21 protein-coding genes and 1 riboswitch are annotated in these 25,322 nt (G+C 40.8%); of the genes, 6 read left to right on the top strand and 15 right to left on the bottom strand.

Annotated features, from left to right (window positions below; translation table 11 throughout):
• Window positions 1–881: 881 nt before the first annotated feature.
• The 4 genes from GJU40_RS04930 to GJU40_RS04945 form a co-directional block, all read right to left on the bottom strand.
• Window positions 882–2,909: an ABC transporter ATP-binding protein gene (locus tag GJU40_RS04930; RefSeq protein ID WP_154306638.1), complete on the bottom strand. Its 2,028-nt coding sequence runs from the start codon at window positions 2,907–2,909 to the stop codon at window positions 882–884.
• Window positions 2,906–4,663: a multidrug ABC transporter ATP-binding protein BmrC gene (gene bmrC / locus GJU40_RS04935; protein ID WP_154306639.1), complete on the bottom strand. Its 1,758-nt coding sequence runs from the start codon at window positions 4,661–4,663 to the stop codon at window positions 2,906–2,908. Before bmrC ends, GJU40_RS04930 begins: the two co-directional genes overlap by 4 nt.
• A 423-nt stretch (window positions 4,664–5,086) precedes the next feature.
• Window positions 5,087–5,413 (bottom strand): YbjQ family protein, encoded by a 327-nt coding sequence (locus GJU40_RS04940; RefSeq protein ID WP_154306640.1) that lies wholly within the window; start codon window positions 5,411–5,413, stop codon window positions 5,087–5,089.
• On the bottom strand, window positions 5,394–5,600 hold the full coding sequence (locus tag GJU40_RS04945) for a hypothetical protein (protein ID WP_154306641.1): 207 nt from the start codon (window positions 5,598–5,600) through the stop codon (window positions 5,394–5,396). The genes GJU40_RS04940 and GJU40_RS04945 overlap by 20 nt, the downstream gene beginning before the upstream one ends.
• A gap of 243 nt (window positions 5,601–5,843) precedes the next feature.
• On the opposite strand from GJU40_RS04945, the gene GJU40_RS04950 reads away from it, so the two are divergent.
• Window positions 5,844–6,167: a hypothetical protein gene (locus GJU40_RS04950; RefSeq protein WP_154306642.1), complete on the top strand. Its 324-nt coding sequence runs from the start codon at window positions 5,844–5,846 to the stop codon at window positions 6,165–6,167.
• 355 nt (window positions 6,168–6,522) lie between these two features.
• On the opposite strand, the gene GJU40_RS04955 is transcribed toward GJU40_RS04950, so the two are convergent.
• A complete protein-coding gene (locus tag GJU40_RS04955; RefSeq protein ID WP_154306643.1) occupies window positions 6,523–8,922 on the bottom strand; it encodes a transglycosylase domain-containing protein in 2,400 nt (799 codons plus the stop codon).
• Between the two features lie 152 nt (window positions 8,923–9,074).
• Here GJU40_RS04955 and GJU40_RS04960 point away from each other — a divergent pair, with 152 nt between their 5' ends.
• The 3 genes from GJU40_RS04960 (at window position 9,075) to nhaC (ending at window position 12,790) form a co-directional block, all read left to right on the top strand.
• Entirely contained in the window at window positions 9,075–9,611 is a 537-nt protein-coding gene (locus GJU40_RS04960; protein WP_154306644.1) for a universal stress protein, read from the top strand.
• A 155-nt stretch (window positions 9,612–9,766) separates the two neighbouring features.
• Window positions 9,767–11,071, top strand: a complete 1,305-nt coding sequence (locus GJU40_RS04965) for a globin-coupled sensor protein (protein WP_154306645.1) — start codon at window positions 9,767–9,769, stop codon at window positions 11,069–11,071.
• Window positions 11,072–11,368: 297 nt separating this feature from the next.
• A complete protein-coding gene (nhaC, locus tag GJU40_RS04970) occupies window positions 11,369–12,790 on the top strand; it encodes a Na+/H+ antiporter NhaC (RefSeq protein WP_154306646.1) in 1,422 nt (473 codons plus the stop codon).
• A gap of 361 nt (window positions 12,791–13,151) precedes the next feature.
• On the opposite strand, the gene GJU40_RS20680 is transcribed toward nhaC, so the two are convergent.
• Both GJU40_RS20680 and dat read right to left on the bottom strand, forming a co-directional pair.
• A complete protein-coding gene (locus tag GJU40_RS20680; protein WP_170289332.1) occupies window positions 13,152–13,301 on the bottom strand; it encodes a hypothetical protein in 150 nt (49 codons plus the stop codon).
• Between the two features lie 302 nt (window positions 13,302–13,603).
• The gene (gene dat, locus GJU40_RS04975; RefSeq protein WP_154306647.1) at window positions 13,604–14,458 is read right to left on the bottom strand and encodes a D-amino-acid transaminase; all 855 of its coding nucleotides are present in this window, start codon (window positions 14,456–14,458) and stop codon (window positions 13,604–13,606) included.
• Window positions 14,459–14,725: 267 nt separating this feature from the next.
• Window positions 14,726–14,900: riboswitch (cobalamin riboswitch) on the top strand.
• Window positions 14,901–15,029: 129 nt separating this feature from the next.
• Here dat and GJU40_RS04980 point away from each other — a divergent pair.
• Together GJU40_RS04980 and GJU40_RS04985 are read left to right on the top strand one after the other, a co-directional pair.
• Window positions 15,030–17,282: a ribonucleoside-diphosphate reductase subunit alpha gene (locus GJU40_RS04980; RefSeq protein WP_425481198.1), complete on the top strand. Its 2,253-nt coding sequence runs from the start codon at window positions 15,030–15,032 to the stop codon at window positions 17,280–17,282.
• Between the two features lie 14 nt (window positions 17,283–17,296).
• Window positions 17,297–18,343 carry a ribonucleotide-diphosphate reductase subunit beta gene (locus GJU40_RS04985; RefSeq protein WP_154306649.1) on the top strand — a complete coding sequence of 349 codons (1,047 nt, stop codon included), beginning with the start codon at window positions 17,297–17,299 and terminating at the stop codon, window positions 18,341–18,343.
• A 207-nt stretch (window positions 18,344–18,550) separates the two neighbouring features.
• On the opposite strand, the gene GJU40_RS04990 is transcribed toward GJU40_RS04985, so the two are convergent.
• The 8 genes from GJU40_RS04990 to GJU40_RS20685 form a co-directional block, all read right to left on the bottom strand.
• The gene (locus tag GJU40_RS04990) at window positions 18,551–19,105 is read right to left on the bottom strand and encodes a GNAT family N-acetyltransferase (protein WP_154306650.1); all 555 of its coding nucleotides are present in this window, start codon (window positions 19,103–19,105) and stop codon (window positions 18,551–18,553) included.
• A 119-nt stretch (window positions 19,106–19,224) separates the two neighbouring features.
• Window positions 19,225–19,866, bottom strand: a complete 642-nt coding sequence (locus GJU40_RS04995; RefSeq protein WP_246188271.1) for a DUF2268 domain-containing putative Zn-dependent protease — start codon at window positions 19,864–19,866, stop codon at window positions 19,225–19,227.
• Between the two features lie 54 nt (window positions 19,867–19,920).
• Window positions 19,921–20,046 carry a hypothetical protein gene (locus GJU40_RS21190; RefSeq protein WP_281350664.1) on the bottom strand — a complete coding sequence of 42 codons (126 nt, stop codon included), beginning with the start codon at window positions 20,044–20,046 and terminating at the stop codon, window positions 19,921–19,923.
• Between the two features lie 109 nt (window positions 20,047–20,155).
• Window positions 20,156–20,740 (bottom strand): histidine phosphatase family protein, encoded by a 585-nt coding sequence (locus GJU40_RS05000; RefSeq protein ID WP_154306651.1) that lies wholly within the window; start codon window positions 20,738–20,740, stop codon window positions 20,156–20,158.
• A 335-nt stretch (window positions 20,741–21,075) separates the two neighbouring features.
• A complete protein-coding gene (locus tag GJU40_RS05005) occupies window positions 21,076–21,822 on the bottom strand; it encodes an NAD-dependent protein deacylase (RefSeq protein WP_154306652.1) in 747 nt (248 codons plus the stop codon).
• 27 nt (window positions 21,823–21,849) lie between these two features.
• Window positions 21,850–23,088, bottom strand: coding sequence for an MFS transporter (locus GJU40_RS05010; protein ID WP_154306653.1), 1,239 nt, complete (start codon window positions 23,086–23,088; stop codon window positions 21,850–21,852).
• 189 nt (window positions 23,089–23,277) lie between these two features.
• Complete coding sequence (locus GJU40_RS05015; protein ID WP_154306654.1) at window positions 23,278–24,372, bottom strand: mechanosensitive ion channel family protein; 1,095 nt, start codon at window positions 24,370–24,372, stop codon at window positions 23,278–23,280.
• Window positions 24,373–25,026: 654 nt separating this feature from the next.
• The gene (locus tag GJU40_RS20685) at window positions 25,027–25,134 is read right to left on the bottom strand and encodes a YhdX family protein (protein WP_170289333.1); all 108 of its coding nucleotides are present in this window, start codon (window positions 25,132–25,134) and stop codon (window positions 25,027–25,029) included.
• Window positions 25,135–25,322: the final 188 nt, after the last annotated feature.

Genomic DNA, 25,322 nt, shown 5'->3' on the forward strand with positions numbered 1-25,322 from the left:
CCTCCTGTATTCCTATCGGAATTCATAATTACGTATTGAATCATATAGCAACTGTCTCTTTATTGTCAATAAAATGAAACTGCTGCTCTCCCTTTAATTTTTCCCTGACGAAGTCTTTTCAGTCAACTTCAACTGAATTACAGAAGAATCAGTTTGCAGGGTGAATTCTCATCTTGAATGAAGAAGCACAGAACGATGGATGAATACTGGAGATCAGGTATGCGTGGCGGCTTAATACCTTCACTTGGAATGTTGCTGGAACATTTTGAACAGGCGGAAAAGCTTGTCCATGGCTGACAAGCTTAAGTTTGCTGAGTTGGTATTTGGGAGGTGGTGGTAGTGATTTAGTGATTTTGAGATGTTAGGACAGAAATAAGGGGGGTGTTATAGGATTATCTACTTTTTACCGAGATACTTTAAGCAGGGAGAGCGGTTTGTTATGGTATCTTCGCCATAATAGAACAAAACCGGGGGATTTGTTATAGTATCTTCAAGATAGTAGAACAAAACAGGGTGCTTTGTTATAGTATCCTCAACATAGTAGAACAAAACAGGGTGCTTTGTTATACGATCCTCGACTTTTTCCAACATACTATAACAAAAGTAAGCTCTTTGTTATAGTATCTTCAACTTAGTAGAACAAAACAGGGTGCTTTGTTATACGATCTTCGACTTTTTCCAACATACTATAACAAAAGCACGCTCTTTGTTATAGTATCTCCAACATAGTAGAACAAAACAGGGTGCTTTGTTATACGATCTTCAAACTTTTTCCCAACATACTTTAACGAAACACCACAACAAGTTACACGCTTTCGCAATCCCCTTCGTATCCCGGCCATCAAAAAAACCAGGCCGCCTTATCAGCCTGGTTTTCACTTTTACAATCCTGAAGCCGCTTTTTGCTGCTGCTTTCCTTGCTGCAGCTGATACATTTGATAGTATCTGCCCTTCAGCTTCATGAGTTGCTCATGGTTGCCTCTTTCAGCAATTTCTCCTTTATCGAGGACGAGGATTTGATCTGCATTTTTAATGGTGGATAAGCGGTGGGCAATGATAAATGTGGTTCTGCCCTTTTTTAGTACTTCGAGAGCTTCCTGGATAATGGATTCTGTTTCTGTATCAATGTTTGCGGTGGCTTCGTCAAGTATGAGAATGGCAGGGTTGAATGCCAGCGCCCTCGCAAAAGAGATCAGCTGCCTTTGTCCTGAGGACAGGGTGCTTCCTTTTTCAATGACAGGTTCATCAAATCCCTTAGGAAGATGCTGCAATAGCTTTTCAGCCCCTACATCCTTTAATGCCTTTTCTATGTCTTCCCTGGAGATGAACGGACTTTGCAGGCTGACATTGGTTGCTACAGTTCCCGTAAACAGATACGGATCCTGCAGTACGATTCCCATGTGCTGACGGATCTCCTGTCTTGAAAGGCTGTAGATGTCTCTTCCATCAATGGTAATGCTTCCCCTTTGAATATCATAAAATCTGAACAGTAAATTCATGATGGAACTTTTGCCGGAGCCCGTATGCCCGACCAAGGCGAGAGTCTCACCCTGTGCAGCCTGAAAAGAGATATTTTTCAATACATAATCAGGTTCTTTATAAGCAAAAGAAACATCCCTAAACTCCACATTCCCCTTATACCGCGGTACAATTTCCTCGACTACCTCGGTGCCTCTTTCGTTCAAAAGCGTAAATACCCTTTCAGAAGCTACCCTTGCCTGCTCAAGCTGGGCCATTTGGTTGACAATCCCGGAAATTGGCTGGAACAGGCGGTTCAGGTAGTCAACAAAGGCATAGAGAACACCCATGGATACAGCCGTGCCGGCTGTAAAGGATGCACCGCCAAAGTACCAGATCAGGGCCACGAAAGCCACATTTCTGATAAAGCCGACAAGATTGTGGGACATGAGCGAATTAAGGCTCAACAGTTTATTTTGATAAGTAAAATGCTGGTGATTCAATTCTTCAAATTCGCGTGTGGTTTCCTTTTGCCTGCGAAATGCCTGAATGATTGTCATGCCTTGAATCGACTCATTGATCATCGCATTGATATCGCTGATGAGTGAACGAATTTTATGGTTATAGCCGGACGCAAATTTGCGGTAAACGATCATCCAGACTGCCAGTATCGGCAGAATAATCATGCAGATCAGGGCCAGTTTCGGCTCCAGTAAAAACAGCGCTGTGTAAATACCTGTAATATAGATAGCGCTTGTAAAGAAGGTAGCGAGCACGGCGACATAAAGTTCCCTGATCGCCTCGGTGTCATTTGTGATTCTGGCAACAACCTTTCCTGCCGGCAGATTATCAAAATAGGAGATCGGCAGTGTTTGAATATGCTGAAACACATCCATCCTCATTTTCTGAATAATCTTATTCGAAGTGACCTGCAGAAAATATCGCTGGCCGTAATGAAAAAAAGATGCAAAGACTAATAGACCAAAATACAGGAAGACCAGATTTCTCAAACCGCTGATCTCAGGTTCATAAAATGAAAACAATTCACTTCTATCCAGCTTCTGGGCCGGGTAAGCTGCTTCATTATTATTTCTGCTGATAAGGAGCTCATTTCCGCTGATGCTCCGCTCTCCATCAAATTCAATTGGCTGGGAAATGAAGTAATACTCGCGGCCTACTTGAAGGATACGTGATTCCGCTCCCATCTTCTCTCCCTCTTGAAATCTGTCGCTTCTCTTGAAGAACGTTCCATTGTAAGAAACTGAGTCACTGCCCGCTGTTGTTTCATGCCAGCTTCTTTCAATGCCAAGTATGTGGTCATCAATCATCTTTTTAGCAATAAATGGGCCGGTAAGTTCAGCAGCCACTGCGATTGTCAGCATCAACAGGGCGGCGATTAATGTTTTTTTGTAAATCATCGCATATTGCAAAAGTCGTTTTCCCGTTGTCATGCGGAATCACCGCCTTCTTGTTTTGCCTCTATCTGCTGACGGTCATACTGCTCTTTATACCATCCATCAGAGGCAATTAACGTTTCATGTGTTCCCTCTTCAATGACTGCTCCGTCATCCAGTACCAGAATCCAGTCAGCATGTTCCACTGCTGATAGTCGGTGTGTTGTAATAAAGGTCGTTTTATTTGAACGCTCTCTTCGTATGTTTTCAATAATAGCTGTTTCTGTTTTTGCATCCACAGCAGATAATGAATCATCCAGAATAAGAATTTCAGGATCAATCAGCAATGCCCTCGCAATCGAAATCCGCTGCTTTTGTCCCCCAGAAAGAGCAACACCTTTTTCACCAACCAGCGTTTCAAGACCATCGGGAAGATTTTCAAGATCTTTCCTGAAAAATGCGAGATCAATGGCTCTCTGCAGCTCATCATCGCTGCCGTCTTTTTTGCCAAAGAGAATATTTTCCCTGACTGTTCTGGAAAAAAGAATATGATCCTGCGGCACATAACCGATCCAGCTTTGCAGCGTCTCTAAAGGAATATGTTCAATGGGTGTACCTGAAATCGTGATTTCTCCAGTACCAATAGGATATTGGCGTGCCAGCTGTTTAACAATTGTTGTTTTTCCGCTTCCTGTTTTGCCGACCAAGCCGACTGTTTCTCCTCTCTTCACCCCAAAGCTGACGTTCTTTAAATTTTCAACTTTTGAAGAAGGATAGGTGAAGCTGACAGAGCGAAACTCAATGGTATCCGCCTCTAAACTGCTATGCGGATTAGGATGATCCTGAACATCCGGGGTGTGGGAAAGTGTCTCGTTCACGCGATCAAGAGAGGCATTACCCCTTTGCATGATATTTATCAGCTCTCCGATTGCAAACATCGGCCAGATCATCATTCCGAGATACACATTAAAGGAAACAAGTTCCCCAAGAGTAATTTCATTTTGAAAGACCAGAAAGGCCCCGTAACCCAGGCCGATTAAATAGCTGAGTCCCACAAGCAGCTTCATCGTTGGTTCAAATAAAGCATCAATCTTGGCAACGCTGATGTTTTTATTATAAACATCTGTTGCAGTATTTCTGAACCTTTCAATATCCGCCCGCTCCTGGACATAAGCCCGGATTACCCTCACACCTGCGACAGATTCCAGAACCTGATCATTTAAGTCTCCGAAAGAATCCTGTGCTTCGGTAAAACGCTTGTGTATCTTTTTTCCGTAAATGCTCATGGCAATTGCCATAATAGGCAGCGGTAAAACAGCTGCAAAAGTCAGCTTCCAGCTGATCAGAATACCCATTGTCAGGAGGATTGTCAGCATAAACATACTGGAATCCACCAAGGTGAGAATGCCAAATCCGGCTGTCAGGGAAATAGCCTTTAAGTCGTTTGTTGCCCTTGCCATTAAATCCCCGGTTCTGTTTTTCTCATAAAAGGTCGGTGTCATTTTCAAAAGATGACCCATAAATTTGGTTCTTAGAATTTTTTCAATCAAATGGGCTCCGCCAAACAAATTGTACATCCAGTAGTAAGTCAAAGTATAAGTAAGAATACCAAGCCCGATAAACAGAGCGATGTACTGCAGCAGAACCTCTGGTGTAAATGTGCCGGTCTGAATTTGGTCAATCGTCATACCAAGCAATTTGGGCGGAATAATTTCCAGAATATTGACCAGCAGCAGCAGCACCACAGCAATTGTGTAACGCAGCCAGTTTTCCTCAAAAAACCAGCGAAGCTTTCCTAATACTGATAACATAAGCATTTTCTCCTCTATGTGTTTATTTCTCGTTACTAGCCGCTTTCAAGCTCCTGGAGCCTGTTTGCTTGTTTGCCTTCTGTATTCCACATAATGTTGTTCCTCCTTCATTTTTGTCAGGCTGATCAGCCTGCTGGAATATAAAAAGGCACACCGCTATAGCGATATGCCTAATTAACAGCAATAGGCATAGATAACGTAAGCTACCTATGCCTAATAAAAGAGCCTTCTGCATTCAGAAGAGTATTTTATTTGGAAAAAGGAGGCGTTACGTATGTTTTGAAGTTTGCTCTTGCTACAACGTTTCTTCTCTTCTTCATCACACTCGCCTCCTTCTGTCTTCGTTTAGATTCCTGTAAAGGTTAACATTTTTTCCAATCTGCTGTCAATTGGAAATTTGGAAAATAGTGAAAATTCCCACTTTCAGGAATTCTCCTGCTCAACAGTCACAGCCGTTCCATAGGCAATGATTTCAGAGGCATTCTGCATAACCGCAGAGGTCTCAAGCCTGACTTGCACAATTGCGTTTGCACCTTTTGCTTCAGCATCTTCAACCATTCTGCCGATGGCCTTTTGCCTTGCCTCATTCATCATATCCGTGTACTCGCGGATCTCTCCGCCGACGATTGTTTTTAACCCCGCCATAATATCTCTCCCAATATTTTTGGACTGTACTGTGCTTCCTTTTACAAACCCCTTAAGCTCCCTAATTTCTTTTCCTGGTACAAAATCAGTAGTCACGATAATCATTATTATCATCCTCCTTTTTTTCCTGCATCCGCTGCTTAATAAAAACAACCAGCAGAGCGAACAGTAATACACCATAAGCAATAAAGAAAGCAATGCTCAGTGGAATATAAATGAACAAAAAAATAATTCCAAGCACTTGGGCTGAAGCAGCTGCTAAAAAGAGCGGCAGTTTTACTTTTTCAAGCATATGAGGTCCACCTTTGCGCTATAGTATCTCTTCTTTCAGTATATACAATATTATCAATTATGAAAATATAAAACCCTAACTCCTAGTTCATCATACCTAGTTAATATGAAATCATTTCCTTTTAGTTCCTTTCGTTTAATACTATAAGCCTGTTTTTAAATACTATTGTTTTGAAGAGGAATATAGGAGGTAAAGTCTATTAACAACATAAACGAACTTATAAAAAATACGGAGGAATTAGTAATGAACAACAAAATGCTGACAAGCACTTTTCAAATTCAAAAGCGCTTACGGATGGAACAAATCATTCAACTAAATGAACTAGCACAAAATTACAAGGGTAAAATTTACTTTATTACAGGAAAAAAGAACGTAGTTGATGCTTCCAAGCTGCCTTCTTTGATTGCCTTCCTGCTTACTTTAGGTCATAACTATGAACTAAAAGCTCTTATAGACGGCGAACAGACTGATGATGTTCTAGAGAAAATGGAAGCAGTTTGCTCACTTAAAGAAAGAAAACAGTACAAAGCATTCTCACTGCAGCAGGCAGTTAAGGTAAAAGTATAAATTCCGGGAATGAACAAACACTAAAAAAAAGAAGAAAAAGGAGACATAACCATGCTAAGAACAATACTTATGGTAGTAGGCGCAATTGTGGTCATCGGCTGGATTATCAGCATGCTGTAATTGCTAACCCCTGTGCTGGCGCTATGCCGGCTTTTTGTGTTGTGCGCTAAATACGCAGGTGCTGTCGCTGCCTCAGACTCAGATAGAGAGTGCAGCTTTTTTTTCTGCCCTTTTTGTATCGTAAACAGATGAGGCTGGGTCAAAACTGCTTTTTCTATTATTATGCATTATTCTCTGGCATTAACAATTTGAAAAAGCGTGAGCTCCTGAAGGAAACTCACGCTTTTTCAAATTGTTATTGTTGGGGTTTTTGTTCCGTATCCCCTGTATCGTCCGGAATGGACTGCTGTGTTGCTTCCGGGTCAGCCGGTTTTTCTTCTTCCTTCTTTTTCCGTTCTTCTTCTTCTTTCTTTTTTCGTTCCTCTTCTTCTTTTTTCTTACGCTCCTCTTCTTCCTTGCGCTTAGCTTCTTCCTCTATCCGTTTCTGCTCTTCCTCTTTGCGTTTTGCTTCTTCTTCCTGTTTACGCTTCTCTTCTTCTTCTTTACGTTTTTGTTCTTCTTCCTGCTGCTTTCTTTCTTCCTCTTCCAGACGTTTTTGCTCTTCTTCCTGATTTTTTTCTTCCTCTAGGCGCTTTTCTTCATCACGCTTCGCTTCTTCTTCCCTCTTTTTTGCCTCTTCTTGCTGTTTCGCTTCTTCCTGCTTTCGCTTCTCTTCTTCTTTTCTCTTTTGTTCCTCATTCTTTTCATTTTTCTGCTGTTCGTCCACTTTCTTTTTCTGCTTTTTAGGTTTGCTGTTCCGCTTTTCTTTTTCAAAATCAGGAAGATCAAAATTTACCTTTTCAACATGCTCTACGGCATTTTTCATGATTGCCCCGAATACCGGAGCCGCGGCCTGACCGCTTGTTGTTTTCAAATAATGGTTTTCGTCGGTCTTGTCATATCCAAGCCAAAGGGCGCCCACCAGGTTAGGCGTGTACCCTACGACCCATTGATCTTTAGTTCCATTAATGGTTTCAGAAGGCATTTGGGTTGAACCTGTTTTTAAAGCAAGATCACGGTCACCCAGCCTTGCTGCTTTTCCTGTTCCTTCTTCAGTAACTCCCTTCAGCATGAAGGTGATTTTTTCAGCAACTTCTTTACTGGTCACTTGCGTCTCTTCTTCATTCCACTCACCTACAAGCTGCCCATCACTGTCAACAATTCTAATGATGGCATGAGCTTTCTGTCTTTTTCCTTCATTTGGAAAAACAGAGAATGCCTCAGCCATATGAATGGGCGCAACACCAGTGTCCAGTCCCCCAAGGCTTATGCTTAAATTTTTGTCGTTATCAGTCAGCGGAATACCGAATCGTTCCACAGCGTTCACTCCCGCTCCCACGCCTATTTCATTTAATGTCCACACTGCTGGAATATTGTAGGAATGAATGAGCGCATCATACATGGTTACTTTCCCGCGATAGGACCTGTCGAAATTTTTAGGCTGATACCCGTTGATATCAAGAGGCTCATCTTCCAGCTCTGAATAAATATCAAAACCTTGTTCCAGTGCAGGAGTATAAGCAGCTATTGGCTTCATTGTGGATCCCGGCTGCCTTTTCAGCTGTGTTGCGTGATTGAACTGCCTGAAGCTGTGTTCTCCTCTTCCGCCAATCAGCGCTCTCAAACCGCCTGTTGCTGGATCAAGCAGCACTGCTCCGCTTTGAACAATCTGTTCTTCCGTTCCTTCAGGAAAAAGCTCATCCTGCTTGAACACTTCTTCCAGAGAACTTTGAATGTCCTGGTCAAGCTCTGTATATATTTGATAGCCGCCAGCCAAGATTTCATTCTGGCTCAGCCCGTACCTTGACATGGCTTCATCAAAGATATGATCTACATAATGAGGAAATCTTCCTTTATAAGGATCGAGCTGCTTGCCTTCCACTTTTATTTCCTCATTTTTCGCCTCATCAGACTCTCTGCTGGAAATAAACCCTTGACTCTCCATAAGGCCAAGCACTGTATTTCTTCTGCTCAGCGACCTTTCAAGATCCTTTGCGGGAGAATAGTAGGAAGGTGCTTTAATCAGTCCTGTAAGAACTGCCGAATCGCTAAGGCTTAAATCCTTCGGCTCTTTCCCAAAGTAGACCTCTGCAGCTCTTTTTAGGCCCCAGGCACCTTCACCATAGTAAATTCTGTTCAAATACAGCTCAAGAATATCTTCTTTCGAATATTCTCTTTCTATTTTCTGGGCAATAAAATATTCATCAATTTTCCTTTGAAACGTTTGATCCTGTGTGAGGAGGGCATTTTTCGCAAGCTGCTGCGTCAGTGTGCTGCCTCCTTCAACAACATTTCCAGCCTGGACATTCCGTACAGCAGCCCGGGCAATCCCTGAAAAGTCAATTCCTTCATGCTTATAAAAGTTTTGATCTTCTGTTGCCACAAGGGCATCGATAAAGTGCTGTGGCACATCTTTAATATCCACCCATTCCGCAGCACGGGTAGCAATTTTGCTGGCAACCTCGCCTTCCTTGCCATAAATGACAGTAGGCTGATAGACGTCCTGCTCCAATTCAGTAATATCCTGTGAAGCTATCATTCTCTCCTGCATCATGAAAAGCAAGCCTGTCACCAATAAAATGAATATAAATAAAGTTGATAGCAGCTTCCAAGGAAATCTTTTCTTATTCCTTGCTTTCCTTTCGCTTCTGTTCATGGCTACCTCCAAACAAATAAAATTTATGATTAACCTTTTGTATTTACCCTCCAGCAGCCTTTTTTAACCCTTCTTCTTCTTTAAGTTTTATAGATTGAAAGTTCAGCCAGCGGGTAATATATATACAAATAGAATGGAAAGGATGAATAACCATGAATCCCGTCAAACACCTTATGGTTGCCTATGATGGAAATGTTGACAGCAAGCAGGCGCTAAAGCTTGGAATAGACTTAAGCAAACAGCTTGAAGCTCATTTATCGGTGGTGCATGTTCATAAAGATTCTGCCGCCAATCCCATGGAGGAACCTATCAGCCCGCTTCCGCCAAACGGCTATCTCGCTGACAACCTGCAAAGTTATCCCATCCGCTCCAGTGTGGATGTAGGTTCAAACATATACCCGCAAGAAAACAACGGCAACAATCCAAGCAGGCCTCTTGTTCATGATGACAGTTCCAGTGAGGTTGTCAGTGAGGCAAGAATGATTCTGGAAGAAAACAATTGTGCAGGAGATATCAAAATTATTGAGGGTGATCCTTCCGATGTTCTGCCTTCCTATGCTAATGAAGTAAACGCAGATTTGATCATTATGGGAAGCCGTGATATCAGCGGTTTAAAGCGAATGATCTTCGGAAGTGTCAGTGAAAAAGTTTCACACCGCTCAAACATTCCTGTATTAATAGCAAAATAGTGAAAAGGCTGTTGAATAATTTCAACAGCCTTTTCTGTGGAGTCAGATAACCGCATTCCCCACTGAGTTTTAGTGAAAGCTATCCCTCTATAAACATTGTTCCTGCAGGCGCCGATACAAGAGGTATAGTTATCATTTCCTAAGGAGCTTATAAAATGGGGATTTTCAAAAGAAACCAAAAAACGAAAATGGCAGGATCGAATATTTCAAGTACTGAAGTGACAGCCGATATTGTATTGAGTGTAACGGACAAAAATCTGCTTGTGCAGCTGAATATGCTGTCTGTCACGACAAAGGACCTTGCTATTTTAAATAGTATTCAGCCAATCATTGAGAAAAACCTTGATGCAATAGTGGCTGCATTTTATTCTGTCATTGTTTCTGAAAGGAATCTGCTGTCTGTAATCAATTCTCACAGCTCAGTTGACAGACTGAAACAGACTTTAAGCAATCATATTTTAAAAATGTTTCAAGGTACGTTAACTGATCAGGATATCGAGCGCATCCGAAGAATTGCTGTCATTCATGTAAGAATCGGCCTTGAGGCAAAGTGGTATATGTGCGCATTTCATCAGCTGCAGGCGTCTTTGCATGCTGCCCTTTCAGAGCATATTGAAGACACAGGCACTGTGCTGGAAGCAACAGGAGCAATCAGCAAAATGATGAACCTTGAACAGCAAATTGTGCTGGAGGCTTATGATGCTGAATATAAAGCGATTGAAATGAAAGCAGAAGAGCAGAAGAAAATGGTCATCAGCAGGGTGAATGAAACTGCGAATACACTGGCGGCCATTTCAGAACAAACCAACGCTGCCCTTCAGGAAATTTATGCACAGACGAAAGAGATTGCTCAATATTCTTATTCTCAGCGGGAAACAGCTGCATCAGCCGAGAACCAGGCAGCCAATGGAAAAAGGGATATTGATGATCAATCACAAGCTATGCTGTTGATCAAAGATAGATCCGGTGAGATTTCACAAAAAATGAAGCAGCTTCAGCAAACTTCCGGAAAAATAACAGACGTGGTTTCCATTGTTACATCTATTGCAGAACAAACAAACCTGCTGGCATTAAATGCAGCCATTGAATCGGCAAGGGCCGGGGAATACGGCAAGGGCTTCTCGGTAGTGGCAAGCGAAGTCAGAAAACTTGCTGAAGAAACAAAGCATTCCGTACAGGGCGTATCCGCATTAATTGATGATATTCATAAACAAACTCAGCAGATGTCCGTCTCCATCTCAGAAGTAAACAAACTGACAACTGTAAGTGCCGACCAAATGAGCGGAATTCACTCATTTTTTCATTCCATTACTGACTTAATGAGTGTGAACACTGGGCAGAGTCACACGCTTCAGGGTGACTTATCACGATTTACAGAATCAATGGGAAACATTTCAAATGCCATGAGTGAAATCGCCGATACATCAGATCAGTTAAAAGAATTGTCAAATTCCATATAAGAGAGCAGCGGCTAATATCAAAGGGAGCCGCTTGCTCTCTTCTTTTTTAGCTACGCTAAATAATCATGGTGATTGGAGGTTCTTTGTTGTCCATCCTTCAAGCCCCCTTGCCGCATTGTTTAGTCCTATCAATCATCAACAGAATTTAACAACTAGGGTACTCTCCGCAATTCAGTTTCTTTCTACGCTACTGAACCTTATAGCTTTATGTACCTTGACTAACCCTTCTCTTCTGCTATATACTTTTACACATAAAAGCAAAAAAGCGTTTAAGTGATAAAGGAGACATCTGAGACTATGAATCTACAACAATCTAAAACAGGCTTTTCATTTTTAGAATCTGTCATCATACTGATTGGATTTATCATCATTATTTTCGGGAGCTTGTTTTACTTAAAAACAGAGCCGCACCTTCCTCTCCTGATCTGTCTGGCAGGGCTTGGAATTGCCGGACTCTTTAAAAAATACAGCTGGAAGAATATTGAGCAGGGCATTGTTTCAGGAATTTCAAAGGGCGTACAGCCTTTTATACTCCTGGCTGTCATTGGAATGCTGATCGCAGCCTGGCTATATAGCGGAACTATTCCCACTGTCATTGTGTATTCTCTTGAAATAATTCATCCATCTTATCTTTTGATTACTGCCCTGATCGGCTGTACGTTGATTTCTTCTCTTATAGGAAGTGCTTTCACTACAATCAGCACTGTCGGCATTGCACTGATGGGTGTAGCTGCAGCTTCCGGGGTACCGCTTGAATGGGCAGCGGGAGCAGTGATTTGCGGAGCTTGCTTTGGGGACAAAATGTCACCAATGTCAGATACAACTAATTTTGCATCAGGAGTGGCCGGTGTTGATATTTTCAGCCATATTAAACATATGTCAAAAACAACCATTCCGAGCTATCTTTTGTCTTTCGCAGTTTTTTTCTATGCAGGAAGCTCCTTTGACTTATCAAATGCCAGCACAGAGAATCTTGCAATCATTTCAAATGCGATTCAGGAAACAGTCAATATCAGCCTGCTCACATTGCTTTCACCGCTTGCAGTCATTGTTCTGGCAGTCTTAAGAAAACCTGTTATCCCTTCTCTTTTGGCAGGAATCGTAACTGCAGGGATTACAGGCTGGCTGCTTCAGCCTGACACAAGTCTTGCAGAATTTTTAACAGTTTTGCAAAACGGGACAGCATTTGACGTACAAACAGAGCAGGCAGCGTCCATTCTCAACCGTGGCGGCCTGCAATCTATGATGTGGTCAATTTCTTTAATTTTAATCGCTTTTGGACTGGGGGGCTTGATGGAACAGCTCGGAGTGATTCGCTCTCTGATGAATGGATTGATTCTAGGCATACAAACAAAAGGAAAGCTGGTGCTTGCCACCGTAGCTTCCGCTTTTGGAGTTAACCTTGTAACAGGTGAACAATATCTATCCATCCTGATTCCGGGACAATCGCTGCTGCCTGTATATGACAAACTTTCCGTAGACAAAAAGTTTCTGTCCAGAAGCCTTGAAGATGCAGGAACTCTCATGAATCCCCTGATTCCATGGGGAGTCAGCGGGGCCTTTTTTTCACAATCACTCGGGGTCAGCGTAATAGACTATCTGCCCTATGCAATCTTTCTATACACGGCACCCCTATTTTCTATCTTGTTTGGCTTTCTGCCAGACAAACGTCGTTCAGCTTCTCAGCCCGCCGGCGACTTTCAGCGAAATCAGCAGTAGTAAAATAGCAAAAGAGATTTTCTCCCCTCTTTGTATAGGGAAATTGGGGAGAACTTTTCGGGAAAACGGGCTGAATTTTCTTTGAACGGTGTTATACAACTAATTAATAACATCAAGGTTTAAATATAATCAGCATGAGGGGTAAGGTACGAACTAAACAATCTGATAGTAGGCGATGATTTACTTGAGGTGGTTCGTTTAGTGCGGACTTATTTTTGAAAATACATGTAAAATTTAAGGTAAATTGGTTACAGAGATTACAAAAAAGCAGTATACCTCACTTTATACTTGAAACGCATAACAAAGAAATGCTGGCTTAACTATTGCAAAATGGAAAAAGGCGATAGTGTCATCGCCAGGTCTATGCGTCTTTATTTGTACGTTCCTTATAATAAATAAAATCAACCCGCTCTTTAGTTTTCATAAGTAGTGAAGTTAAAATTGCAGTATATATAGTTGTTAAAAGGATTGCAATAATTCCTACACCTAACAGATTATTATTACGATTCAACAATACCACCACCTTTTAATCATATGTTGTTCTTGAAACTTATTTTTATTCAAAAAAAACAAGGAATAGGAGCAGTTGAATCATCATACTCAAGCACTATTTTTTTCTAGAAACGATGCTGGTGAAATGTCAGTTATATTGAAAATCACTTACAAACAAGAGGGATAGATGTGATATTTTACCTAGAGATAAAAAAAAAGCGATGGAATATTCCATTGCTTTTTCTAATGCTTGCTATTATTGTTAGGAACTATGACGGTTGCATCTCTCAACTCAACCCGTTATCCTTCGCCTGCTTTTATCTATTTGTGCACGCTTTTCTCTTTCTGTATTTCCTGTTTAAAAAGCTCCTGCAGCTTTCTTGTCAAGCTTCCGGGAACACCGCTGCCGATAATTTGATGATCCACCAGCTTAACCGGTACTATTTCAATTGTTGTAGATGTAATAAACGCTTCATCGGCTTCTTTCAGATTTCCTAGCTGAAAGGGCTGTTCATAGAAAGGAATGTTTTCATTGTTACAAATTTCCTTTATTTTCATTCTTGTAATGCCGTTTAATATGAGGTTATTTGCCGGGTGTGTGTATACCGCTCCATCTTTAATGACATAAAAGTTGGTGGATGCCCCCTCTGTAATCATGCCGTTTCTGTGAAGAAGGGCTTCATAACAGCCATTTTCGAGTGCCTCCTGTTTAGCCATCACGTTGCCAAGCAGGTTCAAGCTTTTGATATCGCAGCGAAGCCATCTCATATCTTCAGATGTCTTCAGACCAACACCATGAAGCTGTTCCAGCGAAGGCTTTCTCGGGTTCATTGGATAAGCCAGCCACTCAGCACGAACAGAGCTGTCAGGAAAAGCATGATTGCGGGCACACGCTCCCCTTGTAACCTGTATGTATACTGAACCGTTTTCCAGCCCGTTTTTTTCCGCCAGTTCTGACAGTGACTGTTTTAGCTCTTCAATGGATAAAGGAAGCACTAATCGAATTTCACGTGAACTTCGTTCAAGACGCTCCAAATGTTCATCAAGGGTAAAAAAAGCACCTTCATAAACTCCAACAACCTCATAAACACCGTCACCAAATTGACAGCCTCTGTCATCCAAATCCAAATACGCTTCTTCACGTTCCTTAAATACTCCATTTTGTAAAATAATCAATGCCGTCAGCTCTCCCCTCTTTTAGTATCTATATACATGTATATCCCATCTTAGCATAACTTTTGCTGCATGCAGGAGAGAAATGCTGTCAGCTGCTGGTAAACGCAAAAAGAGAACGGAAAAACATTTAGCATTTTCTTTGATAATGCGATAAAATTCGACAATTGGTTATTTTTTGTTGAATTACGGGTAGCTGTCTTATATGATAGATTTATAGAAAAACACAACATCTTGTTTTTATACATAAAAATAAATACTATATATTGTAATAACCATCATAACAAAGGTGCTTTCAGCTTAATAGGGAATTTGGTGAAAGACCAGAACTGTCCCCGCAACTGTAAGTGTATCGAACTGAGATAAACCACTGTACGAACTGTACGGGAAGGACTCATAGTAGGAAGACACAAGTCAGGAGACCTGCCTTTGTTTTAAAAGATGTTTCGAATTCTTCGGGGGTTGAGGAGATGAAACGATGGGGATAAAAGGCGTGTTTTTGACCTTTTCGACTATCGTTTGATCCGCTCAATAAGGAGTGGATTTTTTTAATTTACGGAAAGGGATGTTGAACATGAATAACAGCTCAGTGCTGGACAATAACCGATTAACAGAAGTGCTTTCTATTATAGCTGATGCCGCTGAGGGACTGGAAGCAGTGCAAATTGAAGAGTATACGGAAAGAATTCAAAACGCTCTTCAGCAAAAAGATTATGAAAATGATAAGCAGCTGGCAAACCTGCTGATTCTCGAGGGGCTTTCCAATATTTCAGAATATGAACCGCAGTGGACGTTCTTTTGCTCACGCATCTATCTCCACTATTTATACAAGGATGCTGCAGCGGCCAGGAACTATCCTGCAGAGCATAAATATGGATCTTTTTATGAATTGATCAGCAATTTGGCTGAAATCGGCATTTACAGCACAAACCTGCTTGAAGCCTATACAAGAGAAGAGATTTCTTATCTTGAAACAATCATACAGCCTCAAAGAGATAAATTATTTACATACGTTGGGCTGAGAACACTAGCTGACAGATATTTGGCCCGCAATTACGATAAACAAGTGTATGAGCTTCCGCAGGAGCGTTTTATGATTATTAGTATGACCCTGATGGCAAAGGAGCTTCCGGACCACAGGCTCAAACTCGTTGAAGAGGCATACTGGGCACTTTCCAGCCTCTATATGACGGTTGCAACGCCGACTCTCTCCAATGCCGGCAAATCTGTGGGACAGCTGTCAAGCTGCTTCATCGACACGATTGATGACAGCCTTCAAGGTATTTTTGACAGTAACACAGACATTGCAAATCTCTCAAAAAGCGGTGGAGGCATTGGCGTTTATTTGGGAAAAATCCGCAGCAGGGGAAGCGACATCAGAGGCTACAAAGGCGTTTCTTCCGGAGTGCTTCCTTGGATGAAACAGCTGAACAACACAGCGGTGAGCGTTGATCAGCTGGGGCAGCGGAAAGGTGCTGTCGCTGTCTACCTTGATGTGTGGCACAAAGATATCTTTTCCTTCCTGGATTCCAAGCTTAACAATGGAGACGAGCGCCTGCGTACGCACGATCTTTTTACAGGTGTCTCCATTCCCGACATTTTTATGGAAGCCGTTGAACGCAGAGAGGACTGGCACTTATTTGACCCTCATGAAGTTCGGACAAAGATGGGCTACAGCCTTGAAGATTATTATGACGAGGAAAAAGGGAACGGCTCCTTCCGCAAGCGTTACATGGAGTGTGTTCATAACGAGGAGCTGAGCAGAGAGAGTGTTCCTGCAATTGACATCATGAAAAGAATCATGATCAGCCAGCTTGAGGCAGGTACTCCTTATATGTTTTACAGAGATGAAGTGAACAGGAAAAATCCCAACAGCCACCTGGGAATGATATACTGCAGCAATCTTTGTACGGAAATTACACAAAATCAAAGCCCCACTACAGTGGATGAGCAGTACACAGAGGATGGAAAAATCATTACTGTCAAAACACCCGGAGATTTTGTGGTGTGCAACCTCTCGTCTATTAATCTTGCTAAGGCAGTAAGTGATGATGTGCTGGAAAGACTGATCAGCATACAGGTCAGAATGCTTGATAATGTTATCGATTTAAATGATATACCAGTTCTCCAGGCAAAGATGACAAACCGCAAATATCGTGCGGTCGGACTTGGCACCTTTGGCTATCATCATTTGCTGGCTTTAAAGCAGATCAAATGGGAAAGCGAGGAAGCGGTCAGCTTTGCAGACGAGCTGTATGAAAAGATTGCCTTCTATACGATTTTTTCAAGCATGGAGCTCAGCAAAGAAAAAGGTGCCTACCCCGGCTTTGAAGGCTCAGACTGGGCTGCAGGAACCTACTTCAGCAAACGCAGCTATGATTCTTCCAGAGTTGACTGGGAAGGCCTCAGCAGGGATGTGATGAAGCACGGCATCCGGAACGGCTATTTAATGGCTGTCGCGCCGAATGCTTCAACCTCCATTATTGCAGGCAGCACGGCCAGCATTGATCCAATCTTTCAAAAGGTGTATTCCGAGGAAAAGAAAGATTATAAAATCCCGGTCACTGCCCCGGACTTAAACAGTGATACAACATGGTACTACAAATCTGCCTATTTCATCGATCAGCAGTGGAGCATCCGCCAGAACGCGGCACGGCAGCGCTATATAGACCAATCCATTTCCTTTAACTTTTATGTGATGAACTCTATTAAAGCCAAGGAGCTCCTTCAACTGCATATAGAGGCTTGGAAAAATGATTTAAAAACTACCTATTACGTAAGGTCAACTTCTTCTTCACTTGAAGAATGCGATTCCTGCGCCAGCTAAAGGAGCGAAAAAGAATGTCAGAACAGCAGTTAACAGCCCGGCTTCTCATTGATCCAAACGCACCAAACAGATCGACCGGCATTATTAATGGAAGCAGCTCTAACATCTTGAATTGGGATGACATTGCTCATCCCTGGGCTTTCACCAAATACAAGAGAATGCTCGCCAATTTTTGGACACCATTTGAAATCAACATGTCACAGGATGTAAAACAGTTTTCGGAGCTTTCTCAGGACGAAAAGGACGCCTTTTTGAAAATTATTGGACTGCTTGCCCTGCTGGACAGTGTTCAGACCGATTATGCAGGCAAAGTCGCAGATTATATAACAGATTCCAGCATCAATGCTCTGATGATCATCCTTGCCCAGCAGGAAGTAATCCATAATCACTCCTATTCTTATGTACTTTCAAGCCTCGTGCCGAAGAACACGCAGGACGAAGTGTTTGAATATTGGAGACAAGAACCCACCCTTCTAGAACGAAATAAATTTGTCACGAACGGTTATATAGATTTTGCGGAAAATCCATCCCCCGACAATCTGTTAAAGTCCATTGTGTATGATGTTATTTTAGAAGGATTGTTCTTTTACTCAGGATTTGCTTTCTTTTACAATCTTGCCCGCAATCAAAAAATGGTGTCAACGAGCACAATGATCAATTATATTAACAGAGATGAGCAGCTTCACGTTGATTTATTTGTGAAAATTTTTAAAGAAATTCTCGCAGAAAACCCCCAGTATAATACACCGGAGCTGGCCGGTTTTGTAAAGGAAACTTTTAAAAAGGCTGCCGAGCTGGAGATACAGTGGGGCAGGGAAATCATCGGGAACAAAATTGACGGCATTCACCAGGAAGATCTCGAGGATTATATTAAATTTTATGCGAACGTCCGATGCAATCAGCTTGGGTTTGACCGTCCTTTTGAACAGAACAGAAGCAATCCGTTCAAATGGATCAAAGCATATGAAGATGTTGATTCAGGGAAGTCTGATTTTTTTGAGCAAAAATCAAGGCAGTACACAAAAGTGAATCATGTTGATAACGGTTTTGATGATCTTTAATAAGGAAAGCCAGCTGCACAAATGCTAAAGGGTTCAATTTTGAGGTGCTTTTCTAAAAATTAGCACCAAAATGACAAGCCTTTTGACGCTTCAAGTAGCATATAAAAAAGCAAAACTCGCCCTAAAGTTGGCGAGTTTTCTTTGTTATAAATGCCGGTCCTTCTTTAACTAAAGCTACCCGTTAGTTCAAGTGTAATTGTTCACGCACTAACTATACTTGGCTTTTTCCCAATCACTTTTTAATAAACTGTAAACAATCAAATTATGTAAATAACCATTCAAGTAGTAATTATCACGTAAAATTCCTTCCTTTATGAAACCAAGTTTTTCGGGTAATGCCCTACTTCTTAAATTATCTTCTGCACAGCTTATTTCAATTCGATTTAAATTTAATGTATTAAAGGCATAATCTGTTAAATTTTCTACACATCTTATTACTATGCCCTTCCCTTCAAAACCAGGTGATAACCAATACCCAAAACTTGTTTTCTTTCCCTGCCAATCTATTTCTGGAAAAGCCACCATTCCTACTAGTTCTCCTTTAAAGAAGATTCCAGCATTAATTGCAGTATTGGATATGTATTTATTTCCCCATTTGTCAATTGAACTTTGAATATCTTCAACAGTTTTTTTACTGTCAATCCATGGCAGCCATTCTTTTAAAAACTCACGATTTTTATCTATAATATTGAATAGTTGACCAGCATTTTTATTGGTTAATAATTTTAATGTAATATCCTCATCCACAATATTAAAAAACATTATTTACACTCCCAGTACTTCATTGGTTATTAAAACCACTAACCTGCCCCTTTAGTTTAACATTAATTTCCTTTTGTTGGACAAAGAAAAAAGCACTCCTTATTGAAGGAATGCTCCCGTTAGTTAACTAAGAAGTTTCTCTCATAACATTCGATATACTCAGCAGGTTCAACCTTAAAAAGCTCTCTTATATTCTTCGTTTGTTTAGATGACACATAATTCGAAACAAGTTTCAAACCGAATAGATATCCAGCAAAAACTGGAATTCCTTTCTTACGATTCCCAAAGCATAAAGGACTCTTTATTATATCGTCTACCGATTTAAAGTGATTCTTGCATTCATTCCAATATCTTAATTCTTCCTCATATGAAAGGTTGTCCTTCCACCATCTCTTATCTTTATATAGTGATAGGCTAAAATACTCTGCTGTCCCCTCCATCTTATACCATTCTTCAAGTGTAAATGTATTTAAGGATAAGTTATATATTGGATTTTCTGGGCTTGCGTGATGGCATTCGTGAGCGAGTAAATATTGAAAAAAGTCGATGTCTGGTTGAGGTGGAATTGCACTGATTATGTTGCCAGTACCATTTGTAAAGGCATTGGTCCACATCGACTGTGGAAACTCTTTGAAGAATGGATTAGGCAAGGCAGGTACAACTGTAATACGCATTTTGTTAAAAGTTAAATAACCAGAAACGGTTAGAAATGTTTCTTCTATTATCGCTTTTATTTCATCTGTATCCCATATTAGGCTCATTATTTCGGTTTCATTTAGTTCTTTAAATTTATTTAATTGAAATCGTTGAACCAGTTATTCCCAATCAGTTATCCAGGTTTTCTCGGATACCAAACCACCGAATTCTTCCTTTAAATAATCATCAAGATGATTGCGATTTGAAAAGAGTTCCGCAGGTGTAATTTGTTTGATCTTAAGCATGATTTGTACCCCTTTCTTTAAAGATCATTACTATAGATCTTTTCTCATATGAATGATTTTCCTTTTGAAGAAACGCTCCCCGTTAGTTGAATAATAAAAATAGATTTTATTAATTAACGACAATATTTACACTCCAAAGCCTTTGTACATTCACTAATTTCTGTTCATTGAATTCCATTCTATAAATATCAGGTTTTGATGTGCCATATAAAAAATCCAAGTCATAAATGCTATCGAAATAACTCATCATTAATGTCATAACAGCCCCGTGAGTACCTATCACTAGTTTTTTATCTCTATAAGTTTCTAATAGTTCTCTTAAGACCTTTATAGCTCTTTTTTGACAATCAGCATTTGATTCTCCTCCTTCTAAAGAGAAACTTGGTTCAGAAAATGACTTTTTCAAAAGTGGGACCAGTTCTTCATCTGATACTCGATTGTTTCCAGAAGAGAATATCCTCTCTTTTAAATCTTCAAAAACCAAAACTTCCTCCCCATTTTGTTGAGCAATCTGTTCTACAGTTAAAATTGAGCGTATGTATGGACTTGAAACAACTACATCAATTTCTTTATCTTTCAAAATGCCAGCCACTCGTTTAGCATCTAAATAACCTTTTTTGGTTAACCCCTTGGCTTTTTCATTTCCTTCTTTTGGCGATTCACCGTGTCTCACCATATAAACAAAAGTACTCATAATATATATACCTCCAATAACCTTCTCTTTATATCTAATTAAACTAACCTGTCCCGTTAGTGGAATAGGAACAAATATTCCCGCAGGGACAAATGACGTTGAAAATTGCCAACTATTTTGACATTATATATTTTGATGGTACAACAGATATTGTACTTTATAAAATATAATGTCATTTACTTTGTCAAAAACGGTGCAATAGGTTAAAAACCTTAATAAACAAAGAAAATGACGTGTGCCACTTCACACGTCATTTCTTATGTCATTTATTGATAAAGCACCAAACGGAACCCTTTACACAAATGCAGCTGGCTTCTTTTACAACAAATCATTCATCAACTTTTCAGTTTTTCCACCAATTCTCCAATTGGCGAGTGAAATGTATAATCAAAAAGATAGTCCATCTTGGTAGGCTCTTTGTTCACCAGCACCTTGATCATATCTGTCCTGAATTGAAAATCTTTTACAACCTGATTCACAGGATAGACTTCAAGCGAAGTGCCCATGACCAGAAACAAATCTGATTCATTGACATGCGTGTACATCTCTGAAAAATGATGCACCACATCGCCAAACAGAACAACATCAGGCTTTAATACTGCCTCACATGGCACCCCTTCGCTCTTTTCCCCCTCACAGGCTGGCACCTCAAAACGATTCACAAATTCCAGTGAATATTTCTTTTCACATTCCGGACAGGTTGCCGTCTGAACAGTTCCATGCAATTCATACACGTTTGAACTGCCGGCTTTCGTATGAAGGCCATCAACATTTTGCGTGAAAATATGAATATCTTTCCCCTGATCCTCGAGCTCTTTCAGGAAGGCATGTCCTCTGTTGGGCTGATAATCAGAAGAAAGTTTGGTCTGAAAAATATCCTTATAATGCTGCCAGAACGTCTCCGGCTGAGATTCAAAAAAGGGACGGCTGATTACATCCATTCTTGATAGATCCTCAGTCCAAATTCCCGCTGTAGACCTGAAATCAGCAATGCCTGAATCTGTGCTGATCCCTGCACCGGTTAAAACTGAAATTTTCCGGGCGTTCAGTATTAATTCTTCAATGCTTTTTTCTTTCAGCATGCTGGCCACCTCTTCTATTCATATAGACTATGACGATCTGACTGCCGGTTTTATGCTTAAACCGCGGTCAATCCGCAGTGCAACAACCAGAAACGACAGCCCTGCCATAAATCGGACTATAGATATAATACCCATTGCTGCATTCATTCCAACCTGGTTTAACAGAAATACACCAAGCTGGGGAGCAATAAAGCCAACAATGGCAAGCAGAAAATTATAATTTGCTATATAAGTTGTTCTGTCTTTTTCTGGAGAAGCCTTTAACAGCTGATTAAATAAAAGCAGATTGGTTCCTGAAACAAACAGACCGATCCATAAATTGATTCCTGTCAGATACAATAGATTGGTAGACATGACTGTCAGAATTGGAGCGGTTGCCATTCCCGCAGCTGCCACGAACAGCACCATTGTGTTGCCCCATTTTTCTGCAGCTCCTGCCCACCATTTCATGCTGATAATTTGAGCCAGCTGATTCGTTACTGTAAAAAGACTCAACCATAGAGCTGTGGCGTTCGCTTCCCGAATATGAAAAATGCTGAAAAGCGACCAGGCCATTTGGGCTCCGAAGTTAAATAACAAGCCGCAAATAATAAAAGCCACATACGGCTTATATCGGAAGATCGCTAAGGAAAAACCTCTCTCTGCTGTTTTTGCTGCTTTCACGTCCATAGTTTTGGGAGGTTCTTTATGTTTCATTAAATAGTAAACTTCTATTAAGGCAAAAAGAAAGCCCACAATAAATAATACCTGATAGGGAAAAGCAGATTTCTGATTATAGTAAGTAAGGAAGAAACCAGTGGCAAATGTGATAAGAAGCGCCATTACGGCGTTAAGACGGTTACGCAGGCTGAAGAAATGTCCTCTCCTTTCCTCAGGCACCAAATCTCCAATCATTGACTGCCAGGAAAGCAAGGACAAAGTCCCCGGAAAATTTAATAATCCTATTAATGCCAGAAGCGCCCAAGCAGCATAGCCAGGGGCAAGGAAGGGAACAAACATGATCAGCATAAATAAAAAACGCGCGGCTAAAGTAGAAATAACAGTAAAGTTTTTTTTGCTGGCAGAGCGGTTCAGCCAGATAGCACCCGGGATAAGAGCAATCATGCCAATAATCGACGGCAGCGCAGTAATCAGCCCTACTTGCTGGTTTGAAGCACCTAGGACTCCTATCGCAAATAATGGGATATAGGCAGAAACAGCTGTGACAGAAATTGTCGAAGCCATCCCACTATAGATGCTCATTTTTTCATTTTTTTCCAATTTCAAGTACTTAAATCCCCTTTTTTCTAGAATACTTTTAGGATTGTAATATGCCGCTTTTTCTATGGCAAGGGGATTAAAGAAAAACAGTTCCATTAGCTTACCTTCTCAATTAAGAACAAGTGATTCAACACAAATACCCCGGAGAGATAGAAGATGCTTCTAACTTCCGGGGTATGCTTCCAATTTGTTTTATTAAACCTCAACCTTTGGTTTTTCCTGCATAAGCTCATGCTTTCCTGCACCTTCGATATAAAGAGTTTGACTCGGAAAGGCAAAGGCAACATCTTCTTCTTCCAAAATGGACATAATCTGATAATTGACGTCCTGCTTTACGCGCAAATACTCAGCATAAACTGTCGTTTTCGTGAAAAAGTTAAAAAAGATATCCAGGCTGCTGTCTGCAAATTTATCAAAGTTCACCATAATCACTTCATCATGAATATCTTCATGACGCAGAAGCATCTCACGTATTCTGTCTACACTTCTCTCGAGCTGAACACGGGAAGTTGAATAAGTGACTCCGACAGAGAAGGTAATTTGTCTTTTCCCCATTTTAGACCAGTTCATGATGGGTTCATTTGAAAGAGTTGAATTTGGGACAGTGACAATTGCCTGCTGAAACGTTCTGATTTTCGTGCTTCTAAACGTGATATCCTCCACAATGCCTTCAACACTTGGCGTTTTTACCCAGTCGCCAATCGTAAACGGTTTTTCAGTAATAATGATAACCCCTCCGAAAAAGTTACCGATTGTGTCTTTTGCAGCGAGAGCAAATGCAAGTCCACCAAGTCCAAGTCCTGCAATAAATCCATTTACATCATATTCAAACTCCTGTGCAATAATGCTGAACGTAATGGCAATGATGACAAAGCGCAGCATCTTTGACAGAAACGGCACAAGAATATCATCCATTTCAAGCTGAAAACGATCATTTACCCTTTTTAAGAGTATGGAGGATGACGAAGTCAGGTTATACAAGCCTGATGCAATTAAAATCACGATAGAAGACTTGTAAAGCGATTGAATAAACAAACTCTGATTTTCAAAAGTAGATGACGTCCTGTAGGCCAGATACATCCCGGTAATAACAAAAAACCAGCGCAGCGGCTTTTCATACGCAAGCAGCGTATTCGTAAAAAACATTGTGGGCGTTTTATTGGAAATTCTTAAAATCAGCCTGAAGACATACTTCGTGAACAGCTTTCGCAGCACCAGAAATAATAGGAAGATACCAAGACCCAAGCCAACAGAATAGAAGGTATCCAAGTATATATACCTTTCAAACATGTAATTTTTCTCTCCTTTTACTATCAATAACACATTATTATACTACTTTTATTTTATTCTTCAATCAAGCTGAAGAGTCATCTTATAGTTTTCGTACGGAAGGCCTTTTTTCTGCTGAGCTTTGGCATAATTCCTCTGAAATTGTCCTGAAGAGTTTGGGTTTAGTGCGTTTAGATTTCACAAGTCGGCTCCCCATCCTTCAAAAAAATAAACGGAAGAATTCCGGTTAATTTTTAAATAGGCCGTTTTTCAGAGAAAATAAGGGAATGAATTCCGCTTAAGCTGCTGAAATCCACCCATTTTCAGGCTTTTCTTTTCTATAGACGGAAATCCTCCGTTTATTGGAGCCCATTTACCCTGTTTTTTCTGAATAGGCGGAATTCCTCCGTTTATCTATGTATAGTGGCTATCACAAGGTCCTCCCCACCTCAAAAAGACCATCCACTATTCCTACGGCATTTTTATCCCCAACCTTCACTCCTTTTATCATTAGACGGGTGTATTTCTAAACTAGTTTCATTTATAAGGTTACGATCGTACAGGCAGAGTGCCTGGCAGAAGCCCAAACACAAAAAAACTGCTGATGAGATATCAGCAGATTGATGACAGTTCGTTTTCTGTTTCCTTTAGGCTATGATGCTGGGCGCGGCAGACTTACTTTTCGTTTTTCCTGACATCTTTGTCAATAAGAACCGCCTTGTAGATTTCCTCATTGCTTTGTACTTTAATTGCTTCCTCAACTCTGATTCTTCCTTTGCCCATGTATCTCGCCTCCTTTCTTATATCATAATAAATCTGAATATTTTGTAAATAAACAAATTGGCCTAATTTTCTGGTTTTTTATGTATGTAGTGACGACCTTCGACAGTTACTTTCCAGGAATAATGGACAAGATCCCCAGTTCTCGCAGGATGGAAGGCTCCAATATGTCGAAATAATAACAAGGCCTG

Source organism: Metabacillus lacus (assembly GCF_009674805.1).
Taxonomy (GTDB): domain Bacteria; phylum Bacillota; class Bacilli; order Bacillales; family Bacillaceae; genus Metabacillus_C; species Metabacillus_C lacus.